We start from the raw sequence: 16,699 nt of genomic DNA, 5'->3' as shown, positions 1-16,699 counted from the left end.
CCCGCCGGGCCGGGTGCCGCACGGGTCCCGCCGGTCCGGCGGCCCCGGCCCCGGACCCGGCATTCGTACGTACGGATTGCGGGAGCCGGCCGAAGCCGGCCGGGAGCCGGAAGATTCGTTGGCGTCGGACAACCAGGGCCGTGGAAAAGGGCGTTGGCGCACGTCCGGGCCGCAACCCCTGCCGTGTACGGCCGGGACCAGTCCCAATTCGTACCGTCCGTGTCCCTACGGCCGTCGGCTGCTGGGACCATGGAAGCCATGACGACGATCAGTTACTGGGACGAGGCCGCCGACTCCTTCGACGAAGAACCCGACCACGGAATGCTCGACCCCGTCGTGCGCGACGCCTGGGCGCAGCGCCTGCAGAACTGGCTCCCCGTCACCTCCTGCGAGATCCTCGACCTCGGCTGCGGCACCGGCAGCCTCTCCCTGCTCGCCGCGGGCCAGGGCCACCGGGTCACCGGGGTCGACCAGTCGCCGCGCATGGTCGAGCAGGCGCGGGACAAACTCGCGGGAACCGGCTCCGAGGTGCTGATCGGTGACGCCGCCCGGCCGCCCGTGGGCGACCGGCGGTTCGACGTCGTCCTGGTCAGGCACGTCCTCTGGGCACTGCCCGATCCCGTGGCGGCCCTGGAGAGCTGGTTCGGCCTGCTGAAGCCCGGAGGGCGGCTCGTCCTGATCGAGGGTGTGTGGGGCGGGGTCGGCGTCTCCGCGGAACTGCTCACCGCCCTGCTCGCCCCGCACACCGAGCGGATCCACCACGAACCGCTCTCCGGGGACTCCCGCCTCTGGGGCAAGGACGTGGACGACGAGCGGTACGCCGTCGTGGCCCGCGCCGAACCCTCACGCCGCCACACCGAGGTCGTCGACGTCCACCTGATCCTCCGGCGCGGCCCCCGGGTGCTGCTCGCCCGCCGGGCCGGCACGGGTTACGCGGACGGCCTCCTCCACCTGCCCTCCGGCCACCTGGAGGACGGCGAGGACGTACGCGAGGCGATCGTGCGCGAGGCGGCCGAGGAGATCGGGATCACCCTCCAGCCGGAGGAACTGCGCGTCGCCCTCGTCATGCACCACCGGGGCCCCGGCGGCAACCCGCGCACGGGCTGGTTCTTCGAAGCGGAGTACGACTCCGAGCGGGCGCCGTACAACGCGGAGCCCGACAAGTGCTCGGAGCTGGGCTGGTTCCGGCTGGACTCGCTGCCCGAGGACATGGTCGCGTACTGCCGGGCCGGCCTCGACGGATACCGATCGGGCGAGCACTTCCTGATCCACTGGCACGAGGACGGCGACCCGGTCGCCCACGACGTGGACGGCCCGCGCCGCGCCGTCCCGCTGCCGTCGGCGGGAGCCGGTACCGGACGGGTGCACCACATCGAGCTGTGGGTCGCCGACCTGGCTGTGGCGGCGCCCGGCTGGGACTGGCTGCTCGGCCGCCTGGGACACCTGCCGTACCAGCGCTGGTCCCACGGCCGCAGCTGGCGGCGCGGCGACAGCTACGTCGTGATCGAGGAGTCGCCGGACGCGGTCGCACGCACCCACGACCGGCTCCGCCCCGGCCTCAACCACCTGGCGTTCCACGTCGAGGACCGGGAGGCGCTGGACGCACTCGCGGCGGAGGCCCCGGCGCACGGCTGGCGGCTGCTGTTCGCCGACCGGCACCCCTACGCGGGAGGCGAGGGGCACCGGGCCGCGTACCTGGAGAACGCCTCCGGATTCGAGGTCGAGCTCGTGGCGGGCGGCCCGGCCAGGGAGGAACCCGCGCCGTGCGCCGGTGAACCGGCGGCCGGGAGGCACGTCCCCGCCGTCTGACGGACCGTATCCACCCCCGTACCGGGGCCCGGTGCGGGGGTGGATACGGCCCGTCAGCGGGCGACGATGCAGAAGGGGTGGCCCGCCGGGTCGGTGAGGACCCGCCACCGGGCGCTGTCCGGCTGGAACGCCGGTTTCGCCGCGCCCAGTTCCAGAAGCATGGCCTCCGCCTCGTCGAGGTCGTCGACGTCGAAGTCCAGATGCGCCTGCTGGGGCGTGGTGCCACCGTCGCCGGGCCACCGGGGAGCCCGGTGACCCGCCACCCGCTGGAAGCCGATGTGGAGACCGTCCTCGCGGGTGAGACCGGCGAACCCGGCGCCGGACCCGGGGTGGAGGGCGTAACCGGTGGCCCGCTGGTAGAAGGCCGCCAGCGCCAGGGGGTCGGGGCAGTCGAGGGCGATCGAGGCGAGCCTCATCCGCCGGGGGTGCGCGTCCGGCCCGGGGCGGGGCGCGCCGGGGTCCGTCAGCAGCGCCGGAAGCAGGCCCGCGCGGGCGATGCCCTCCAGCGCGTCCAGGGCGTCGGCGGCCTCCCGGGCCGCGACCGGATCGCGCTCGGCCAGCCCGCTCGCCGCGAACTCGTCCTCGTCCAGGCGCAGGATCTCGGAGGCGTCCGCGGACACCCAGAGGTCCAGGTCCAGATCCTCCACCCGTACCTCGCCGCCGTCGACGACGCAGGGGCGGGTGACGTCGCAGTACCAGCCCTTCAACAGCCCTTCGCCCGTGCGGACTTCCTTCACCGCGTACCACCGGTCGCGCCAGTAGTGCTCGGTGAAGACGTCGCCGGGTGCGAACGTCACGAAGCCGAAGTCCCTTACCCCCGGGGCGGCCCACGGGGCGAGGACGGTCACCCGGCAGCCGTCGTCGGCCAGTTCCCGGGCCGGGTAGCGGATCTTCGTCCGTCCGGCCTTGGTCAGGACGACGGTCACCTCCGCGGCCGCCTCGCCCGTCCCGCTGTCCGTCCCGTCAGCGGGTCCGTCAGTGGGCGATGCCGAGTGTGTGGACATGACGTACCTCCGTGGCGCATGTCTGGTAAACGAACCAGGCGTTGATGGCGAGCTGGGGCCGTTGCCGGCGTCGTTGCCGGTGTAGGCCGCGCTCGCGGGTCGTCCGCGAAGTCCTCCGCACTCCTCAACTCCGCACCGGGTGGCAGTTCTCGACGTGGCGGCAGGCGTCCCGTCGTCAAGTCGAGCGAGAGCAGATGCCGACCTGCGCGGTACCGGTCACCTCGCCCCGGTCCTCGGCCACGAGCAGCCGCAGACGCCGTTCGGGAGGGGAGGCCGCGAGGCCGTGCGCCCACTGGCCGGGGACGGACACCAGAAACGGAAGGGCCGCGCGCCGCACCGCCTCCCAGCCGTCGGCGTCCTCGGGCCGGAAATCCCTGGCGGTCACGGTCATGGCGCGACCCTACGCGGAGGATGTGACGGGCCGCCTCCGGATTTCCGGGCGGGAGGTGCAGAATCTGCACCGTGACTCTGACGATCGTGATCGACCCGGACACCGGTACCGCCCCGTACGAGCAGCTGCGCGCGCAGGTCTCCGAACAGGCCCGCACGGGCGCCCTTCCGGTCGGGTACCGGCTGCCGACCGTGCGCGGGCTCGCCGAAGAACTCGGCCTGGCCGCCAACACGGTGGCCAAGGCCTACCGCGCGCTGGAGGCCGACGGCGTGATCGAGACCCGGGGCCGCAACGGCACCTTCGTCGCGGCGGCCGGGGACGCGGCGGACCGCAGGGCGGCGACCGCCGCGCAGGCCTACGCGGACCAGGCCAGGCGCCTCGGGCTCTCCCGCACCGAAGCCCTCGCCCTCGCGGAGGACGCGGTGCGCGCGGCGTACGACGGCTGAGAGCGGTGCACGCAGGCGTACGGGAGGCGTGCACCGTGAGGTCGGCGGCGCCCGCTCGGTGGCCGGGGACCGCTCAGAGGTAGAGGCCCGCCTCCGCGCCCGCCTCCTGCTTCGGCACCGAGGCCGGGCCGCTGCCCCGCCGCAGCGCGAACAGCTCGGCGAGGGTCGCCCCCTCGCGGCCGACCCCCTCGTCCGTCCCCAGCCAGGACACCGCTTCGGGCCTGCTCAGCGGGCCGACCTCGATCCGCGCCAGGCAGCGGCCGGGCCGGACGACCGCCGGGTGCAGTCGTTCCAGGTCCTCGTTGGTGGTGACCGCCACCAGGACGTTCCGGCCCTGGCCGAGCAGGCCGTCCGTCAGGTTGAGCAGCCGGGAGAGCGCCTGCCCCGCCGTGTGCTTGGCCTCACCCCTGATGAGTTCGTCGCAGTCCTCCAGGAGCAGCAGCCGCCAACGCCCCTTCTCCGAGCCGTCGTCCTCGCCGATCGCGATGTCCATCAGATAACCGACGTCGTTGAAGAGCCGCTCCGGGTCCAGGACGCAGTCCACCTGGCACCAGTCGCGCCAGGCGCGGGCCAGCGTCCGCAGCGCCGAGGTCTTCCCCGTCCCGGGCGGGCCGTGCAGCAGCAGGAGCCGGCCGGAGACGTCGTCCGGGGTGATCTTCATCAGCCCGTCCATCGCCCCCGCCACCTGGGCCGAGTAGTTGGGACGGACCTCGTCCCAGGTGCCGGCGGAGATCTGGCGCGTGGTGCGGTGCGGCCCGCGCTGCGGCGAGACGTACCAGAAGCCCATGCTCACGTCCTCGGGCTGGGGCTCGGGCTCGTCCTGGACGCCGTCCGTCGCCTCCTTGACGACCCGTTCGGCCAGCTCGGCGCTGGTCGCGGTCACGTTGACGTCGGCGCCCCTGCTCCACCGCCGGGCGAGCAGGGTCCAGCCCTCGCCCTCCGCGAGGGTCGCGCTCCGGCTGTCCTCCCGGGCGGTCCGCAGCACCGTCGCGCCCGGCGGCAGGAGTGTCTTGCCCGGCTTCACGCGCTCCAGGGACGAACTGTGCGAGTACGGCTGCTCGCCCGTCGTGAAGCGGCCCAGGAACAGCGAGTCCATGACGTCGGAGGGAGAATCACTGTCGTCGACGGTGAGCCGGATCGGCAGTGCGGACTCGAGGTTGGCAGACATGCGCCCATGATCGGGCACCGTGCGGCCCGGCGCACGGGATTTCACCGACCGAGGTCAGAGGGGCGGTCCCTCGTCCCGGTGGAGCGCGCGAGGGCGGCCTGGGCCCGGCGGGGGCGTGCGCGGGAGGCCGCGAAACGCCCAAGTCCCTTCCGTACCGGGCGAATAGAGTGACGCACCGTCAACCCCCGCATGCGTGTATGTAATCCCGCGCCCGGGATACGCGTGTGTCCTCGTGGAGCGATAGGGTTAACCTGCCCGCACCGGGTGCCCTCGTACGGGTGGGGAGTGACATGGAACAGATAACGGTCCGCAGCAGGCCGCGCGTGCCTGCCATCACATGTGGAAGCAGTGCGACCAGTTCGCGGCTCGACCGCCATCTCGCGGTGCTCGGCGGCCCCGCGCTGCCGCAGCGCGAGACCGCCGAGGCGACGCTGCTGATGCGCGAGTTGACCTCGCGCGACGCCGCGCACACCCGCGGCAGCAAGAGCGCCCGCGTGTCGCTCTTCGCCCCGCTGCGGCGACTGCGACGCTCGCTCTTCGGCAGCCGCCACTGACGGGTCGGCCCTGCCGCGACCGGGCCGGCCACGCCGGACCCGGCCGCTACCGGCCGGCCGGTATCGGCCCGGCCATCACCGGGTCGGCCCCTCGCGCGGGTCGGCCCGGGAGACCGCTCTGTCCCGATGCGGAGCTGCCGCCTGCCCACCCGTCCTCCCCGGGCGTACGGCGGCACCCGCTCCGGTTGCGGAGAGCGCACGGACGAACGGCGTACGAAGCCCGGCTCTCCCCGGTGACCCGTGCCTCGTTCCCCGTGCTCCGTACCGATTCGACGCGCGCCGCACCCCGCCCGGCCGGCCCGTACGCCGGTGGGCGGTCCCACGCGCCGTGGGCGTGACGCCCGGCCGTCAACGGGACGAAGGCCGCCAGCAGGGCCACACCCCCGGCTGCCCGGACCGCATGTCACCGGTCCACGGCTTCAACCCGCACGCGCTCGCCTACCTGGAACACGCCCAGCAGGCGGCGCCGGTCGACCTGGACGAGGTCTTCGACCGAATGCTTAACCGGGTGCTGGGCTCCTTCGCGGACTGGTCCGCGCGCCCGGTGCCGGCGAGGCTCCCTCACAGGGGCGAGAGGTCTCACAGCAGGGTGAACTGCCCCTCGGGCCCCTCCTCCCGCTGGCCGAGCACCGACGCCGGACGGCGCGCCGCCGCCGGGACCGGCAACACCCCGGCCGCGCGCAGTTCCTCCCGCCCGAGGGTCCGGGCCGCACCGATCCGCTCGGCCAGCTCCCGTCGGCGGTCACGGACTCCGTCGAGCAGGGCCAGTACGGTGATCAGCTCCAGCAGCTCCGAGGTCCACTCCCGGGGCCACCCGGCCGGCCCGATCGCGTCCAGCCCGTCCCTCTCCGGATTCGCCCACCCGGCCGCCCGCCGGGCGAACCAGACCTCCAGCATCCGCACACCGCCCACCCGGAACTCCCAGGCCTGGGCCGGGACCGGTGCGATCCGCCCCTCGTCGAGCAGCAGCGTCCCGCTCCCCGCGTCGTACGCCACCGAGCCGGGCCGGGGAGGCACCGCGGACCGCACGTAGGGGCGCCGCCCACCGGGCAGCCGGGGGCGCTCGCCACCGCGCGCCCCGCGCAGCTGGATCCTGAGCAGCTCGCGGCCCAGATCCACGCCGGCCGACCAGAGCGCCCCGTCGCACGGCAGCGGCACCAGGCACCCGCCGGGGGAGGGGTACGCGGCGGCCAGGGCCCAGGCGAGCACCGCCTCCGGGGACACCGGCTCGCCGCCCGGACCGGGACCCCCCGCGCCGAGACCGGCTGCGCCGAGCGCGGCGCACAGTCCCGGAGCAAGGTTGGGTTCCACACCGCCGGGGCGCCGGTAGAGCGGCCGGACGTGTCCGGGCCGGCCGGCAGGGGCGTACCCGTCGGGGAGCAGCGCCGTCACCGACAGGGCGGGACCCGAGTCCCCGGGGAGGAAGCCGTGTTCGAAGACGAAGAGCTGGCGGGCGTCGGCCACCCGCCAGAGCTCGGGCCGGGCCGCGTCGATCAGCCGGTGGTCCGGAATCAGCCACTGCTCGTCGAACGGCCCGTGCTGGACGCGTACCGGCTCCGGGTACGTCCCGGGGTCGCGGGCCAGCCGCCCGGTGGAGGCGGTCCGTCCCGGCAGCGCGGCGGCCGGAGTCCACGGGGTACGCGACCGGGTGGGCCGGAACAGCCGCTCCTGCTCCTCGCCCTCGGCCCGCACCAGCCGTTCCCAGCGCGCCTTCAGGGACGCCGGGTCGGGCCCGGTGACCCAAGACCGGCCGGTGCGCAGGGGCCGTACGGACCAGGGCATCAGCTCGTCCAGGGTGGGATGGCCGGCCCCCTGGCGCGGTACCGCGTGAGGCGCCATGGAGCCCGGTCCGGGGCCGTCCCCGCCGCCGGGGCCCACCGTGTCGCGGGCGCCCTCGGCCGCCCTGCCCGCTGCCACCGTGTCGTCCTCCCGCCCGCCACGTCCGCCTGCCGCTCTCCTCCCGGCATCGTAACGGGGCGCCGGGGCGCCGTACCGGGCCTCCGGCACGCGAGGGCTCAGTCGGCGTCCACCGTCACCGAGAAGGAGAACCGGTCGCCCCGGTAGTGGATGCGGGCCACGTCGACCACCCGGCCCCCGGTGTCGTAGGTGACGCCGGTGAAGTGCAGGATCGGGCTGAGCAGCGGTACCCGCAGCAGTGCGGCGGTGGTCGGGTCGGCGAGCCGTGCCTCCACGGTGTCGGTGATCCGCGCTATGGAGACCCCGGCGGTGTCCCGCAGGATCTTCGTCATCGGCCACCGCTCCAGATCTGCGGCGTCGACCCGGGCGGCGACCTCCGGACGCACCGTGTTCTCCGCCCAGTTGACGGGCTCACCCGTCACCGCGTCGCGGCGCAGCCGCCGGTAGCCGACCACTTCCGTGCAGTCCGGGAAATGATGGGCCAGTTCGCCGGGCACGGCGCCGGGCCCGTGGCCGAGGACGGTCGTCAGTTCGCCCGACTGCTGAGCCACGATCGCGTCGACGGACCCGAGCACCCGGACCGGCCGGCCCCGCCTGGCCCGGGGCTCGATGAAGGTGCCGTGCCGCCGCTGCCGGCTGATCAGTCCCTCCGACTCCAGCTCCTTCAGTGCCTGGCGCATGGTCAGGACGCCGACCCCGTAGTGCCTGGCAAGCTGTTCCTCGGTCGGCAGCCGGGCCGGAGCGTCCTGCGGGCGGCCGAGTATCGAGGCGCGCAGCGACTGTGAGACCTGGTACCAGAGCGGAAGTTTTCCGTTCAGCACCAGCGAGTCCGGGGCGAAGGCGGCAGCCCGGGCCTGCTCCGGCACCCCGGCGCCCGCGCTGCCGGCGGCCGGCTCCCCACTGGCCGGTACCCCGCCGGCCGGCACCCCGGCCACCGGCCCGCCCCGGCCGGTCCGGTTCCCGTTCGTACGCCCTGCCGGCATCCGGCCCCCTTCGACTCGTACGGCCCCGCCGGACCCGGCCCCGCCGGACACGGCTTCGCTATGGCCGGAAATTGCTGTCCAGACCCTGCCACACTCCGTCGTAGCCGCGCTGCAGATGGGGGGCGGAGGCCGCCTGCCCGGTGAGCGTCAGCGGCCTGCGCGTCTCGAACATGAACGCCAGCCCGTCGTCGACCCGCTGCGGTACGAGCTCCGCCGCGCTCGCCCGGTCGAAGGTCTCCCGGTCCGGCCCATGCGCCGACATCATGTTGTGCAGCGACCCGCCGCCCGGGACGAAGCCGCCGGCCTTCGCGTCGTAGGCGCCCTCGACCAGCCCCATGTACTCGCTCATCACATTGCGGTGGAAGTAGGGCGGCCGGAACGTGTCCTCGCCGACCAGCCAGCGCGGGGCGAAGACCACGAAGTCGACGTCGGCCAGCCCCGGGGTGTCGGTCGGCGAGGTCAGCACGGTGAAGACCGACGGGTCGGGGTGGTCGTAGCTGATGGAGCCGATGACGTTGAAGCGGCGCAGGTCGTAGACGTACGGGGTGTGGCTGCCGTGCCAGGCGACGACGTCCAGCGGGGAGTGGTCGTAGGTCGCCTTCCAGAGGTTGCCGCAGAACTTGTTGATCACCTCGAACGGCCCCTCGCGGTCCTCGTACGCGGCGACCGGGGCGCGGAAGTCCCGTGCGTTGGCGAGCCCGTTGGCTCCGATCGGGCCCAACTCGGGCAGCTGGAAGGGGCTGCCGTAGTTCTCCAGGACGTACCCCCGGGCGGTCGCGTCGAGCAGCTCGGCGCGGAAGCGCACCCCGCGCGGGATCAGCGCCACCTCGCCGGGGGCCGCGCGCAGCAGGCCCAGTTCGGTGCGCAGCAGCAGGGCTCCCCGTTCGGGGACGATCAGCAGCTCGCCGTCGGAGTCGCTGAACACGCGTTCCCCCATGGAGGAGTTGGCGTTGTAGAGGTGTACCGCCATGCCCGTGCGGCCGGCCGCGTCGCCGTTGCCGCCCAGCGTCCACAGCCCGGCCACGAAGTCGGTGCCCGGTGCGGGATCGGGCAGTGGGTCCCAGCGGAGCCGGTTGGGATCGGGCACGGATTCCGTGAAGGGTGCGGAACGCAAGCCGCCGTTGTCGGCACGCACGAACGCCGGATGCGCGGCGGAGGGCCGGATGCGGTACAGCCACGAGCGGCGGTTGCGGGCACGGGGCTCGGTGAACGCGGAGCCGCTGAGCTGCTCCGCGTACAGCCCGAGCGGTGCGCGCTGGGGGGAGTTGCGCCCGTGCGGCAGCGCGCCCGGGACCGCCTCGGAGCTGTGCTCGTTGCCGAACCCGGTGGAGTACGCCGGCCGGTCGGCCCCCGTTCCCCCGCCCCCCGGTCCGCGTTCGTCGTCGGTGTGCCGCGTGCCGTCCGTACCGCCCATACCGCTGCTCCCGGTGCCGAGACGGGCCCCGCGGAACGCGCGGGAGCCGTGGAAGGTGAATCCTGTGGAACACCGTAGGAATGGGGAGGGGGTCCGTCAACGCCAATCGCCGGACTCCGTGGACCGCACCCGGGAGTCCGGGGTGCACGCTGCGCCGGAAGGTCCCGTGCCCGTCCCGCACCCGCGGGCGGCATGATGGGGCCGTGTCCCACCCGAAACCGAACCTGCGCCGCGCCCCCGTCCAGCAGCGCAGCGCCGAACGGCTCGCCCGGATACTCGACGCCTGCGCGGCGCTCCTCGACGAGGCCGGATACGAGGAACTCTCCACCCGGGCGGTCGCCGTCCGCGCCGAGGTGCCCATCGGCTCCGTCTACCGCTTCTTCCCCAACAAGCGCGCCCTGGTCGACGCGCTCGCGGTGCGCAACCTCAACTCCTACACCGAGCACCTGACCGTCCGGCTGGCCGCCGTGCCCGCCGCCGACTGGCGGGGAGCGATCGACGCCGTACTCGACGAGTACCTGGCGATGCGGCGCACGGTCCCCGGCTTCGCCCAGGTCGACTTCGGGGCCGCCGCGCAGGCCGACGACCCGCAGCACCAAGCGAACCACCGGCTCGCGGACCGGCTCGCCGAACTCCTCGCCAGGCACCTCGGCGGCAGCCCGGACGCGGACCTGCGGCGGGCCGTCCTGGTCGGCGTGGAGGCGGCCGACGCCACGCTCCAACTCGCCTTCCGCGACGACCCGTCCGGCGACCCGGCGATCGTCGCGGAGATCCGGGTGCTGCTCCACGCCTACCTCGCGCGGGTGCTCGACTGACGAACGTCACGGCGTCGGGGCGTGTCCGCCCCGCCCAGGCCCGCCCGGGGGCTCCCCCACATGCGTACCGGTCGGTATGCTCGCGCTGTCCCAGTCGCTCCCCGGGGAGGCCCCGTGTCCGCCAACTCCCGTACCGCACCCCGCATCTGCCCGCTCTGCGAGGCCACCTGCGGGCTGACCCTCACCATCGAGGGGACCACCGTCACCGGAGCGCGCGGGGACCGTGAGGACGTCTTCAGCCGGGGCTTCATCTGCCCCAAGGGAGCCGCGTTCGGCGCGCTCGACGCCGACCCCGACCGCCTCCGCACCCCGCTCGTCCGCCGCGAGGGCGTACTGCGCGAGGCGACCTGGGAGGAGGCGTTCGACACCGTCGCCGCACGCTTCACCGCGGTCACCGGCGCCCACGGACCGCAGAGCGCCGGGCTCGTCCTCGGCAACCCCAACGTCCACACCATGGCCGGCGGCCTCTACCCGCCCCTGCTGATCGCCGCACTGCGCACCCGCAACGTCTTCAGTGCCAGCACCCTCGACCAGATGCCCAAGCACGTCTCCAGCGGGCTGCTCTTCGGCGACGCCAACGCCATCCCCGTACCCGATCTCGACCGCACCGGCCATCTGCTGCTCATCGGCGCCAACCCGCTGGAGTCCAACGGGAGCCTCTGCACCGCGCCCGACTTCCCCGGCCGGCTCAAGGCGCTCCTCGCCCGGGGCGGCACGCTCACCGTCGTCGACCCGCGCCGCACCCGGACGGCCAAGCTCGCCGGACGCCACCTCGCGATCCGGCCCGGCGCGGACGCCCTGCTGCTCGCCGCTCTCGCCCACGTACTCGTCGCCGAGAAACTCACCGCCCCCGGAGCCCTCGCCGACCACCTGGACGGGCTCGACCGGCTCGCCGACGCCCTGGCGGACTTCACCCCGGAGGCGGTCGCCGGACCCTGCGACCTGGACCCCGCCACCATCCGCACCGTCGCGCGGGAACTCGCCGCCGCGCCGACCGCGGCCGTCTACGGGCGCATCGGCAGCTGCACCGTCGCCCACGGCACCCTCGCGAGCTGGCTGGTGGACGTCCTCAACATCCTCACCGGCAACCTCGACCGCCCCGGCGGCGCCCTCTTCCCGCTCGCCGCCACCGCCCGCGCCCCGCGCCCGCCGGGCCCCGGCAAGGGCTTCGCCCTCGGCCGCTGGCGCAGCCGGGTCTCCGGGCACCCCGAGGCCAAGGGCGAACTCCCCACGGCAGCACTGGCGGAGGAGATCGACACCCCCGGCGAGGGCCGCATCCGCGCCCTCGTGGTGCTCGCCTCCAACCCGGTGCTCTCCGCCCCCGACGGCGACCGGCTCGACCGGGCGCTCGCCGACGGACTCGACTTCATGGTCAGCGTCGACCCGTACCTCAACGAGACCTCCTGCCACGCCGACGTCGTACTGCCCCCGCCGCCGCCCTCCCGCTCCGCCCACTTCGACTTCGCGCTCAACACCCTCGCGGTGCGCAACCAGGTCCGCTACACGCGCCCGGCCGTCCCCTTGGACGAAGGGGCCCTCGACGAGAGCGAGATCCTCGCCCGGCTGATCCTCGCCGTCGGCGGCGACCACGGGGCGCCGCCGGAGACGGTCGACGCGTACGCCGTCACCGCCGCGCTCGACCGGGGCGGAGTGCCGAGAGAGCTCGCCGAGCGCCTCTCGGGGGCCACCGGACCCGAACGCCGGCTCGACCTGATGCTGCGGCTGGGCCCCTACGACCTCACCCTGGACGACCTGCTCGCCCATCCGCACGGCATCGACCTGGGCCCGCTCCGCCCCCGGCTGCCCGACGTCCTGCGGACCCGCAGCGGGCGGATCGAACTGCTCCCGGAGCCGCTCGCCGCCGACCTCGGCCGACTGCGGGCTGCCCTCGGCGACACCCCCGCCCCGCTGGTGCTGGTCGGCCGCCGCCATCTGCGCTCCAACAACAGCTGGATGCACAACATCCCCGCGCTGAACGGCGGAACGAACACCTGCACCCTCCAGATCCACCCCGAGGACGCGCACCGGATCGGTCTCACGGACGGTGCGACCGCCCGGATCGAAGCGGCCGGAGGCGCGATCGAGGCGCCCGCCGAGATCACCGACACGGTCCGCGCCGGAGTGGTGAGCCTGCCGCACGGCTGGGGACACGGCCGCCCTGGCACTCGGCTGTCGGTCGCCGTCGCCCGGCCGGGAGCCAACGTCAACCAGCTGCTCGACGGCACCCTCCTCGACCCGCTCTCCGGAACCGCCGTACTCAACGGTTTCCCGGTCCTGGTGACGGCGGCGGCCCGGTGACGGCGGCGCGGTAGATCCCGGGGCGGAGCCGAGCGGGGCGGGAGCGGGCGGCGGTACGGGCGCGCGGTCGCACCGTCGCCCAGCCCCCGCCGCCCGGTCGGCCCGTCACCCCGCGCCCACCTCCGTGGCGCGGCGGCGACGTCAACTCCCCTGATCCCAGGGCGAAAATATTGCGACAACCGGAATCTTCCATGGCACTTCCGGCCCAACGCGCCCCTGTCGTCGCAACCTTCGCGCGAGTCATTCACACACCCCGCACCGTGGGCTAACTTCAGGCCACGCAGCCGCTCCCCACAGTGCAGCCGCATCACTTTTCCATGGGCGGAACCCTCATGACTCGCGCGATCTCTCTGCAGGACATCAGCAAGGCGTACGGACGGGGTCCGCGTGCCGTGGACCGCTTCTCGCTCGACATCGAACCCGGTGAGTTCGTGGTACTGCTCGGCCCCTCGGGCTGCGGCAAATCCACGGTCCTGCGGATGATCGCGGGGCTGGAGGAGGCCACCGAAGGCGAGATCCTGCTCGACGGCGAACCGGCCTCCCATCTCCAGCCCCGCGAACGGGGCATGGCGATGGTCTTCCAGAACTTCGCCCTCTACCCGAGCATGACGAACCGGGGCAACATCGGCTTCCCGCTCAAGCTCCAGAACCCGCGCGAGGACAACACCGAGCAGATCGAGGCCACGGCGCGGATGCTCGGCATCGAGGGCGTCCTCGACCGCTATCCGGGCCAGCTCTCCGGTGGCGAACGCCAGCGCGTCGCCATGGGCCGGGCCATCTCCCGCCGCCCCTCGGTCTTCCTGATGGACGAGCCGCTCTCCAACCTCGACGCCAAGCTCCGCAACCACCTGCGCGCCGAAATCGCCCAGCTCACCAAGGAGTTGGGGGTCACCACCGTCTACGTCACACACGACCAGTCCGAGGCGATGTCCCTCGGTGACCGTGTCGCCGTGCTGCGCGGCGGAGTGCTCCAGCAGGTCAGCGCTCCGCGCCAGGTGTACGCCCTGCCGGAGAACGTCTTCGTCGCCGCCTTCATCGGCACCCCGAGGATCAACCTCCTCCAGGCCGTCGTCCACGCCCCGCTCGAAGGGCGGATGTCGCTCGATCTGGGGCGCCAGCGCCTCGCGCTGCCCGAACCGCTCAGCCCCGACCATCAGTTGCTCCGCATCCAGCAGGGCCGCAGGATCATCGTCGGGCTGCGCTCCGAGGCCGTACGGATCGCACCGCCGAGCCAGGCCCGCCCCGGCGAGGTGGCGCTCGGTGGCATCGTCCAGCACGTGGAATACCAGGGCCACGAGGCGCTGGTGCACCTCAGCACCGGATCGCAGCCGGCCGTGGTGCCCGACCTCGAATCAGCCCGCCCCCAGGCGCCCGCGCGCCGGCGCCGCACGACGGGCGGCCGGGCGGGAGGAGCGGTCCACGGTGACTCCTCGCGGGGCGGGCGCCGGGAGGGCACGGCCTGGGCCCGGGGCGGCGGCCTCGGCGTACTGGAACGCCTCCGGGAGAAGGCCGGCCACATCAGCGGACCGGTCGTGGCACTCGGCGAACCTCCCCACCACGGACAGGGGAACCCCATGAGCGGCCCCGACCGCCCGGCCGTCAGCCCCGGTGACCTCGTCGTGCGCACCAGCCCGGACATGCGGCTGCGCACCGGCGGCCAGGTGCCCCTCCTGGTGGACCTGGCGCACCTGTACGTCTTCGACCACCAGGGCCGCCGGATCTGCCCGCTGCCCAGAGACGTGCCGGGGCTGGACGTCTGAGCGGCCCGCCGCACGTCGGGCGCCCGCGTCCCAGGTGCCCGTACGTCAGGCACCCCTACGTCGCTCGCTCGTGCCACGCCTTCCTCGCGGTCGTGCGCCGTCAGCCCTCCGGACCGGCTCCGGGGGGCGTGCCGGCTCCGTGATCTCCGTCCGGCGCCGCCTCCGCGGGCTTCGCGACGAGGATGTCGCGGGCCTGCTCGGCGGCGCGGGTGATGCTCTCCGAGACGAAGTCGGTGAAGCGGGCGATGTTCTCCATGCGGTGGGCGGCCGGTGTGCCGGGACCCAGTACGCCCACGCCCTGCCGCGCCACCTCGGCGAGTTGGGCGGTGGAACGGGCACTGGCCATCACCGACTGGTACCAGACGTCGTCGTCGGCGACGTACCGCTCGCGGCGTCCCTCGTCGCGTTCCCGACGGACGAGGCCCTGGCTTTCCAGGTACGCGATCGACTTGGAGACGGTCGCCGGACTGACCTGGAGCCGCCGCACGAGTTCGGACGCGGTCACGCTGCCCGCGTCGGTGGTGTAGAGGCAGACCAGGATCCGGGCCATCATCCGCGACAGCCCCGACTGCACGAGGATGTCCGTGAACGTCTCCTCGTACGCGCGCACCGCCTCCGCGTCCCGGCCGTGTTCCAACGGTGCCCCGGTCTCGCGGACTTCCGCCTGCCGTGGGCGCTGCGCCCGGCGCCCGGTGGCGCGCTGGGCCTGGTCGGCGCGGTAGCCGCCCGGGCCGCCGTTGCGCATGACCTCGCGGGTGACGGTCGAGGTCGGGCGGTCGAGGCGCCGGGCGATCTCCGCGTAGGCGAGGTCGTCGGCCAGTCCGAGCGCGATCTGCTGGCGCTCCTGCTGGGTGAGTCTGCCTCCCGGCATCGCGTTCTCCTTCGTGGTGCGTGGGGCCCCAGCTTAGCGTTCGCGCTCAAGCCATTGCAACGATGCTCTACTCGTTCGTTGCGTTTGCTTCAAATCCATTGCAATGAAATCCCTCAATCAACCTGCACTGATGGGGTTTTCGCAGATTACTTCGTTGCCGGAATGGTGAATGCAACGTAGCGTTTCTCTTGTCGGAAAGAGCGGATCGCAGTGGTCCGCGATCCGGACGAAGGAGAAAACCATGCAGAAGTTCGACACTCCCGCCCCGGTCTCGGCCGTCGTCGACATCCCCGCCGGACTCATCCGGTTCATCGCCGCCGACCGACCCGACACCACCGTCGAGATCCTGCCCGCGGACGCTTCCAAGGGCTCGGACGTCAAGGCGGCGGAGCGGATCGAGGTCACCCACACCGAAGGGGTCCTGCGGATCGAGGCCCCCGCCACGACCCACCGCATCCTCGGCTCCTCCGGATCGGTCGAGGTGACCGTCCAACTGCCCGCAGGCTCCGCCGTCGAGGTGAAGGCGGCTCTGGCCGAACTCCGCGGCGTAGGACGGCTCGGCGACGTCGTCTTCGAGGGGCAGCAGGCGACGGTCAAGCTCGACGAGACCGCGAGCGCCCAGCTCACCGTCCTCGCCGGGGACATCTCGGTCGGCCGCCTCGGCGGTCCCGCCGAGATCAGCACCCAGAAGGGCGACCTCCACGTCACGGAGGCCGTCCGAGGCACCGTCACCCTGCGCACCTCGCAGGGGAACATCGCCGTCGGCGCCGCCCGCGGGGTCTCCGCCTCCCTGGACGCAGGGACTTCCTACGGGCGGGTCAACAACGCGCTGGCCAACACCGACGGCGCCGCTGCCGGCCTGAACATCCACGCGACCACCGCTCACGGCGACATCGACGCCCGCAGCCTGTAAAGGAGCACTCCCGTGGCACACCCCACCACCGACCCGGCCATCGTGGCGAAGGGTCTGCGCAAGTCCTACGGCGACAAGACCGTCCTCGACGGCATCGACCTCGCCGTCCCGGCCGGGTCCGTGTTCGCCCTGCTCGGTCCGAACGGGGCCGGCAAGACCACCGTCGTCAAGATCCTCTCCACCCTCCTCACCGCCGACTCCGGTGACCTGTGCGTGGGCGGCCACGACTTGGCCGCCGCGCCGCAGGCGGCACGGGCCGCTATCGGCGTCACCGGGCAGTTCTCGGCGGTGGACGGGCTGATCACCGGCGAGGAGAACATGCTCCTCATGGCCGACCTGCACCACCTCTCCAAGAC

At 73.5% G+C, this 16,699-nt stretch carries 14 protein-coding genes and 2 pseudogenes; 8 read left to right on the top strand and 8 right to left on the bottom strand.

Annotation, left to right across the window (positions count from 1 at the left end; genetic code table 11):
- The first annotated feature begins 258 nt into the window (after nt 1–258).
- Nucleotides 259–1,809 carry a trifunctional class I SAM-dependent methyltransferase/NUDIX hydrolase/VOC family protein gene (locus ACFWEP_RS19100; RefSeq protein WP_387371464.1) on the top strand — a complete coding sequence of 517 codons (1,551 nt, stop codon included), beginning with the start codon at nt 259–261 and terminating at the stop codon, nt 1,807–1,809.
- 53 nt (nt 1,810–1,862) lie between these two features.
- Here the strand turns inward: ACFWEP_RS19100 and ACFWEP_RS19095 are convergent.
- The 3 genes and pseudogenes from ACFWEP_RS19095 to ACFWEP_RS19085 form a co-directional block, all read right to left on the bottom strand.
- Nucleotides 1,863–2,201, bottom strand: a pseudogene (locus ACFWEP_RS19095) (VOC family protein); the annotation flags it as partial.
- 75 nt (nt 2,202–2,276) lie between these two features.
- Nucleotides 2,277–2,813: pseudogene (locus tag ACFWEP_RS19090) on the bottom strand (DUF402 domain-containing protein); the annotation flags it as partial.
- Between the two features lie 175 nt (nt 2,814–2,988).
- Nucleotides 2,989–3,204 (bottom strand): hypothetical protein, encoded by a 216-nt coding sequence (locus ACFWEP_RS19085; RefSeq protein WP_387371463.1) that lies wholly within the window; start codon nt 3,202–3,204, stop codon nt 2,989–2,991.
- A gap of 71 nt (nt 3,205–3,275) precedes the next feature.
- Between ACFWEP_RS19085 and ACFWEP_RS19080 the strand changes: the two genes are divergently transcribed.
- Entirely contained in the window at nt 3,276–3,650 is a 375-nt protein-coding gene (locus tag ACFWEP_RS19080; RefSeq protein WP_387371462.1) for a GntR family transcriptional regulator, read from the top strand.
- Between the two features lie 73 nt (nt 3,651–3,723).
- Here ACFWEP_RS19080 and ACFWEP_RS19075 read toward each other — a convergent pair whose 3' ends face one another.
- Complete coding sequence (locus tag ACFWEP_RS19075; RefSeq protein WP_387371461.1) at nt 3,724–4,818, bottom strand: DUF5925 domain-containing protein; 1,095 nt, start codon at nt 4,816–4,818, stop codon at nt 3,724–3,726.
- A 290-nt stretch (nt 4,819–5,108) separates the two neighbouring features.
- On the opposite strand from ACFWEP_RS19075, the gene ACFWEP_RS19070 reads away from it, so the two are divergent.
- The gene (locus ACFWEP_RS19070) at nt 5,109–5,372 is read left to right on the top strand and encodes a hypothetical protein (protein ID WP_275494980.1); all 264 of its coding nucleotides are present in this window, start codon (nt 5,109–5,111) and stop codon (nt 5,370–5,372) included.
- A gap of 579 nt (nt 5,373–5,951) precedes the next feature.
- On the opposite strand, the gene ACFWEP_RS19065 is transcribed toward ACFWEP_RS19070, so the two are convergent.
- From ACFWEP_RS19065 to hmgA, 3 genes are all read right to left on the bottom strand, one after another.
- Nucleotides 5,952–7,211, bottom strand: coding sequence for a type ISP restriction/modification enzyme (locus ACFWEP_RS19065; RefSeq protein ID WP_387371465.1), 1,260 nt, complete (start codon nt 7,209–7,211; stop codon nt 5,952–5,954).
- 176 nt (nt 7,212–7,387) lie between these two features.
- The gene (locus tag ACFWEP_RS19060; RefSeq protein ID WP_387371460.1) at nt 7,388–8,272 is read right to left on the bottom strand and encodes a GntR family transcriptional regulator; all 885 of its coding nucleotides are present in this window, start codon (nt 8,270–8,272) and stop codon (nt 7,388–7,390) included.
- A gap of 58 nt (nt 8,273–8,330) precedes the next feature.
- The gene (hmgA, locus tag ACFWEP_RS19055) at nt 8,331–9,686 is read right to left on the bottom strand and encodes a homogentisate 1,2-dioxygenase (protein WP_387371459.1); all 1,356 of its coding nucleotides are present in this window, start codon (nt 9,684–9,686) and stop codon (nt 8,331–8,333) included.
- A gap of 203 nt (nt 9,687–9,889) precedes the next feature.
- Between hmgA and ACFWEP_RS19050 the strand changes: the two genes are divergently transcribed.
- The 3 genes from ACFWEP_RS19050 to ACFWEP_RS19040 all read left to right on the top strand — a co-directional run bounded on the left by ACFWEP_RS19050 (nt 9,890) and on the right by ACFWEP_RS19040 (nt 14,559).
- Complete coding sequence (locus ACFWEP_RS19050; protein WP_387371458.1) at nt 9,890–10,501, top strand: TetR family transcriptional regulator; 612 nt, start codon at nt 9,890–9,892, stop codon at nt 10,499–10,501.
- Between the two features lie 114 nt (nt 10,502–10,615).
- On the top strand, nt 10,616–12,799 hold the full coding sequence (locus ACFWEP_RS19045; protein ID WP_387371457.1) for a molybdopterin-dependent oxidoreductase: 2,184 nt from the start codon (nt 10,616–10,618) through the stop codon (nt 12,797–12,799).
- Nucleotides 12,800–13,131: 332 nt separating this feature from the next.
- Complete coding sequence (locus ACFWEP_RS19040; RefSeq protein ID WP_387371456.1) at nt 13,132–14,559, top strand: ABC transporter ATP-binding protein; 1,428 nt, start codon at nt 13,132–13,134, stop codon at nt 14,557–14,559.
- A gap of 100 nt (nt 14,560–14,659) precedes the next feature.
- Here the strand turns inward: ACFWEP_RS19040 and ACFWEP_RS19035 are convergent, their stop codons facing one another.
- The gene (locus ACFWEP_RS19035; protein ID WP_387371455.1) at nt 14,660–15,430 is read right to left on the bottom strand and encodes a helix-turn-helix domain-containing protein; all 771 of its coding nucleotides are present in this window, start codon (nt 15,428–15,430) and stop codon (nt 14,660–14,662) included.
- A gap of 241 nt (nt 15,431–15,671) precedes the next feature.
- Here ACFWEP_RS19035 and ACFWEP_RS19030 point away from each other — a divergent pair, with 241 nt between their 5' ends.
- A complete protein-coding gene (locus ACFWEP_RS19030; RefSeq protein WP_387371454.1) occupies nt 15,672–16,343 on the top strand; it encodes a hypothetical protein in 672 nt (223 codons plus the stop codon).
- A gap of 12 nt (nt 16,344–16,355) precedes the next feature.
- On the top strand, nt 16,356–16,699 hold a 344-nt coding region (locus ACFWEP_RS19025), incomplete at its 3' end, for an ATP-binding cassette domain-containing protein (RefSeq protein ID WP_387371453.1).

Origin of the sequence: Streptomyces sp. NPDC060198 (assembly GCF_042728415.1) — a bacterium.
Taxonomy (GTDB): Bacteria; Actinomycetota; Actinomycetes; order Streptomycetales; family Streptomycetaceae; genus Streptomyces.
Note: the sequence above shows the minus strand (reverse complement) of the source record. Positions and strands in the feature narration are given on the sequence as shown.

Excerpts from the sequence above, each read along its gene's own strand:
- ACFWEP_RS19100 (WP_387371464.1), top strand. The coding sequence starts at position 259 with ATGACGACGATCAGTTACTGGGACGAGGCCGCCGACTCCTTCGACGAA.
- ACFWEP_RS19085 (WP_387371463.1), bottom strand. The coding sequence starts at position 3,204 with ATGACCGTGACCGCCAGGGATTTCCGGCCCGAGGACGCCGACGGCTGG.
- ACFWEP_RS19075 (WP_387371461.1), bottom strand. The coding sequence starts at position 4,818 with ATGTCTGCCAACCTCGAGTCCGCACTGCCGATCCGGCTCACCGTCGAC.
- ACFWEP_RS19070 (WP_275494980.1), top strand. The coding sequence starts at position 5,109 with ATGGAACAGATAACGGTCCGCAGCAGGCCGCGCGTGCCTGCCATCACA.
- ACFWEP_RS19065 (WP_387371465.1), bottom strand. The coding sequence starts at position 7,211 with ATGGCGCCTCACGCGGTACCGCGCCAGGGGGCCGGCCATCCCACCCTG.
- ACFWEP_RS19060 (WP_387371460.1), bottom strand. The coding sequence starts at position 8,272 with ATGCCGGCAGGGCGTACGAACGGGAACCGGACCGGCCGGGGCGGGCCG.
- hmgA (WP_387371459.1), bottom strand. The coding sequence starts at position 9,686 with ATGGGCGGTACGGACGGCACGCGGCACACCGACGACGAACGCGGACCG.
- ACFWEP_RS19040 (WP_387371456.1), top strand. The coding sequence starts at position 13,132 with ATGACTCGCGCGATCTCTCTGCAGGACATCAGCAAGGCGTACGGACGG.
- ACFWEP_RS19035 (WP_387371455.1), bottom strand. The coding sequence starts at position 15,430 with ATGCCGGGAGGCAGACTCACCCAGCAGGAGCGCCAGCAGATCGCGCTC.
- ACFWEP_RS19030 (WP_387371454.1), top strand. The coding sequence starts at position 15,672 with ATGCAGAAGTTCGACACTCCCGCCCCGGTCTCGGCCGTCGTCGACATC.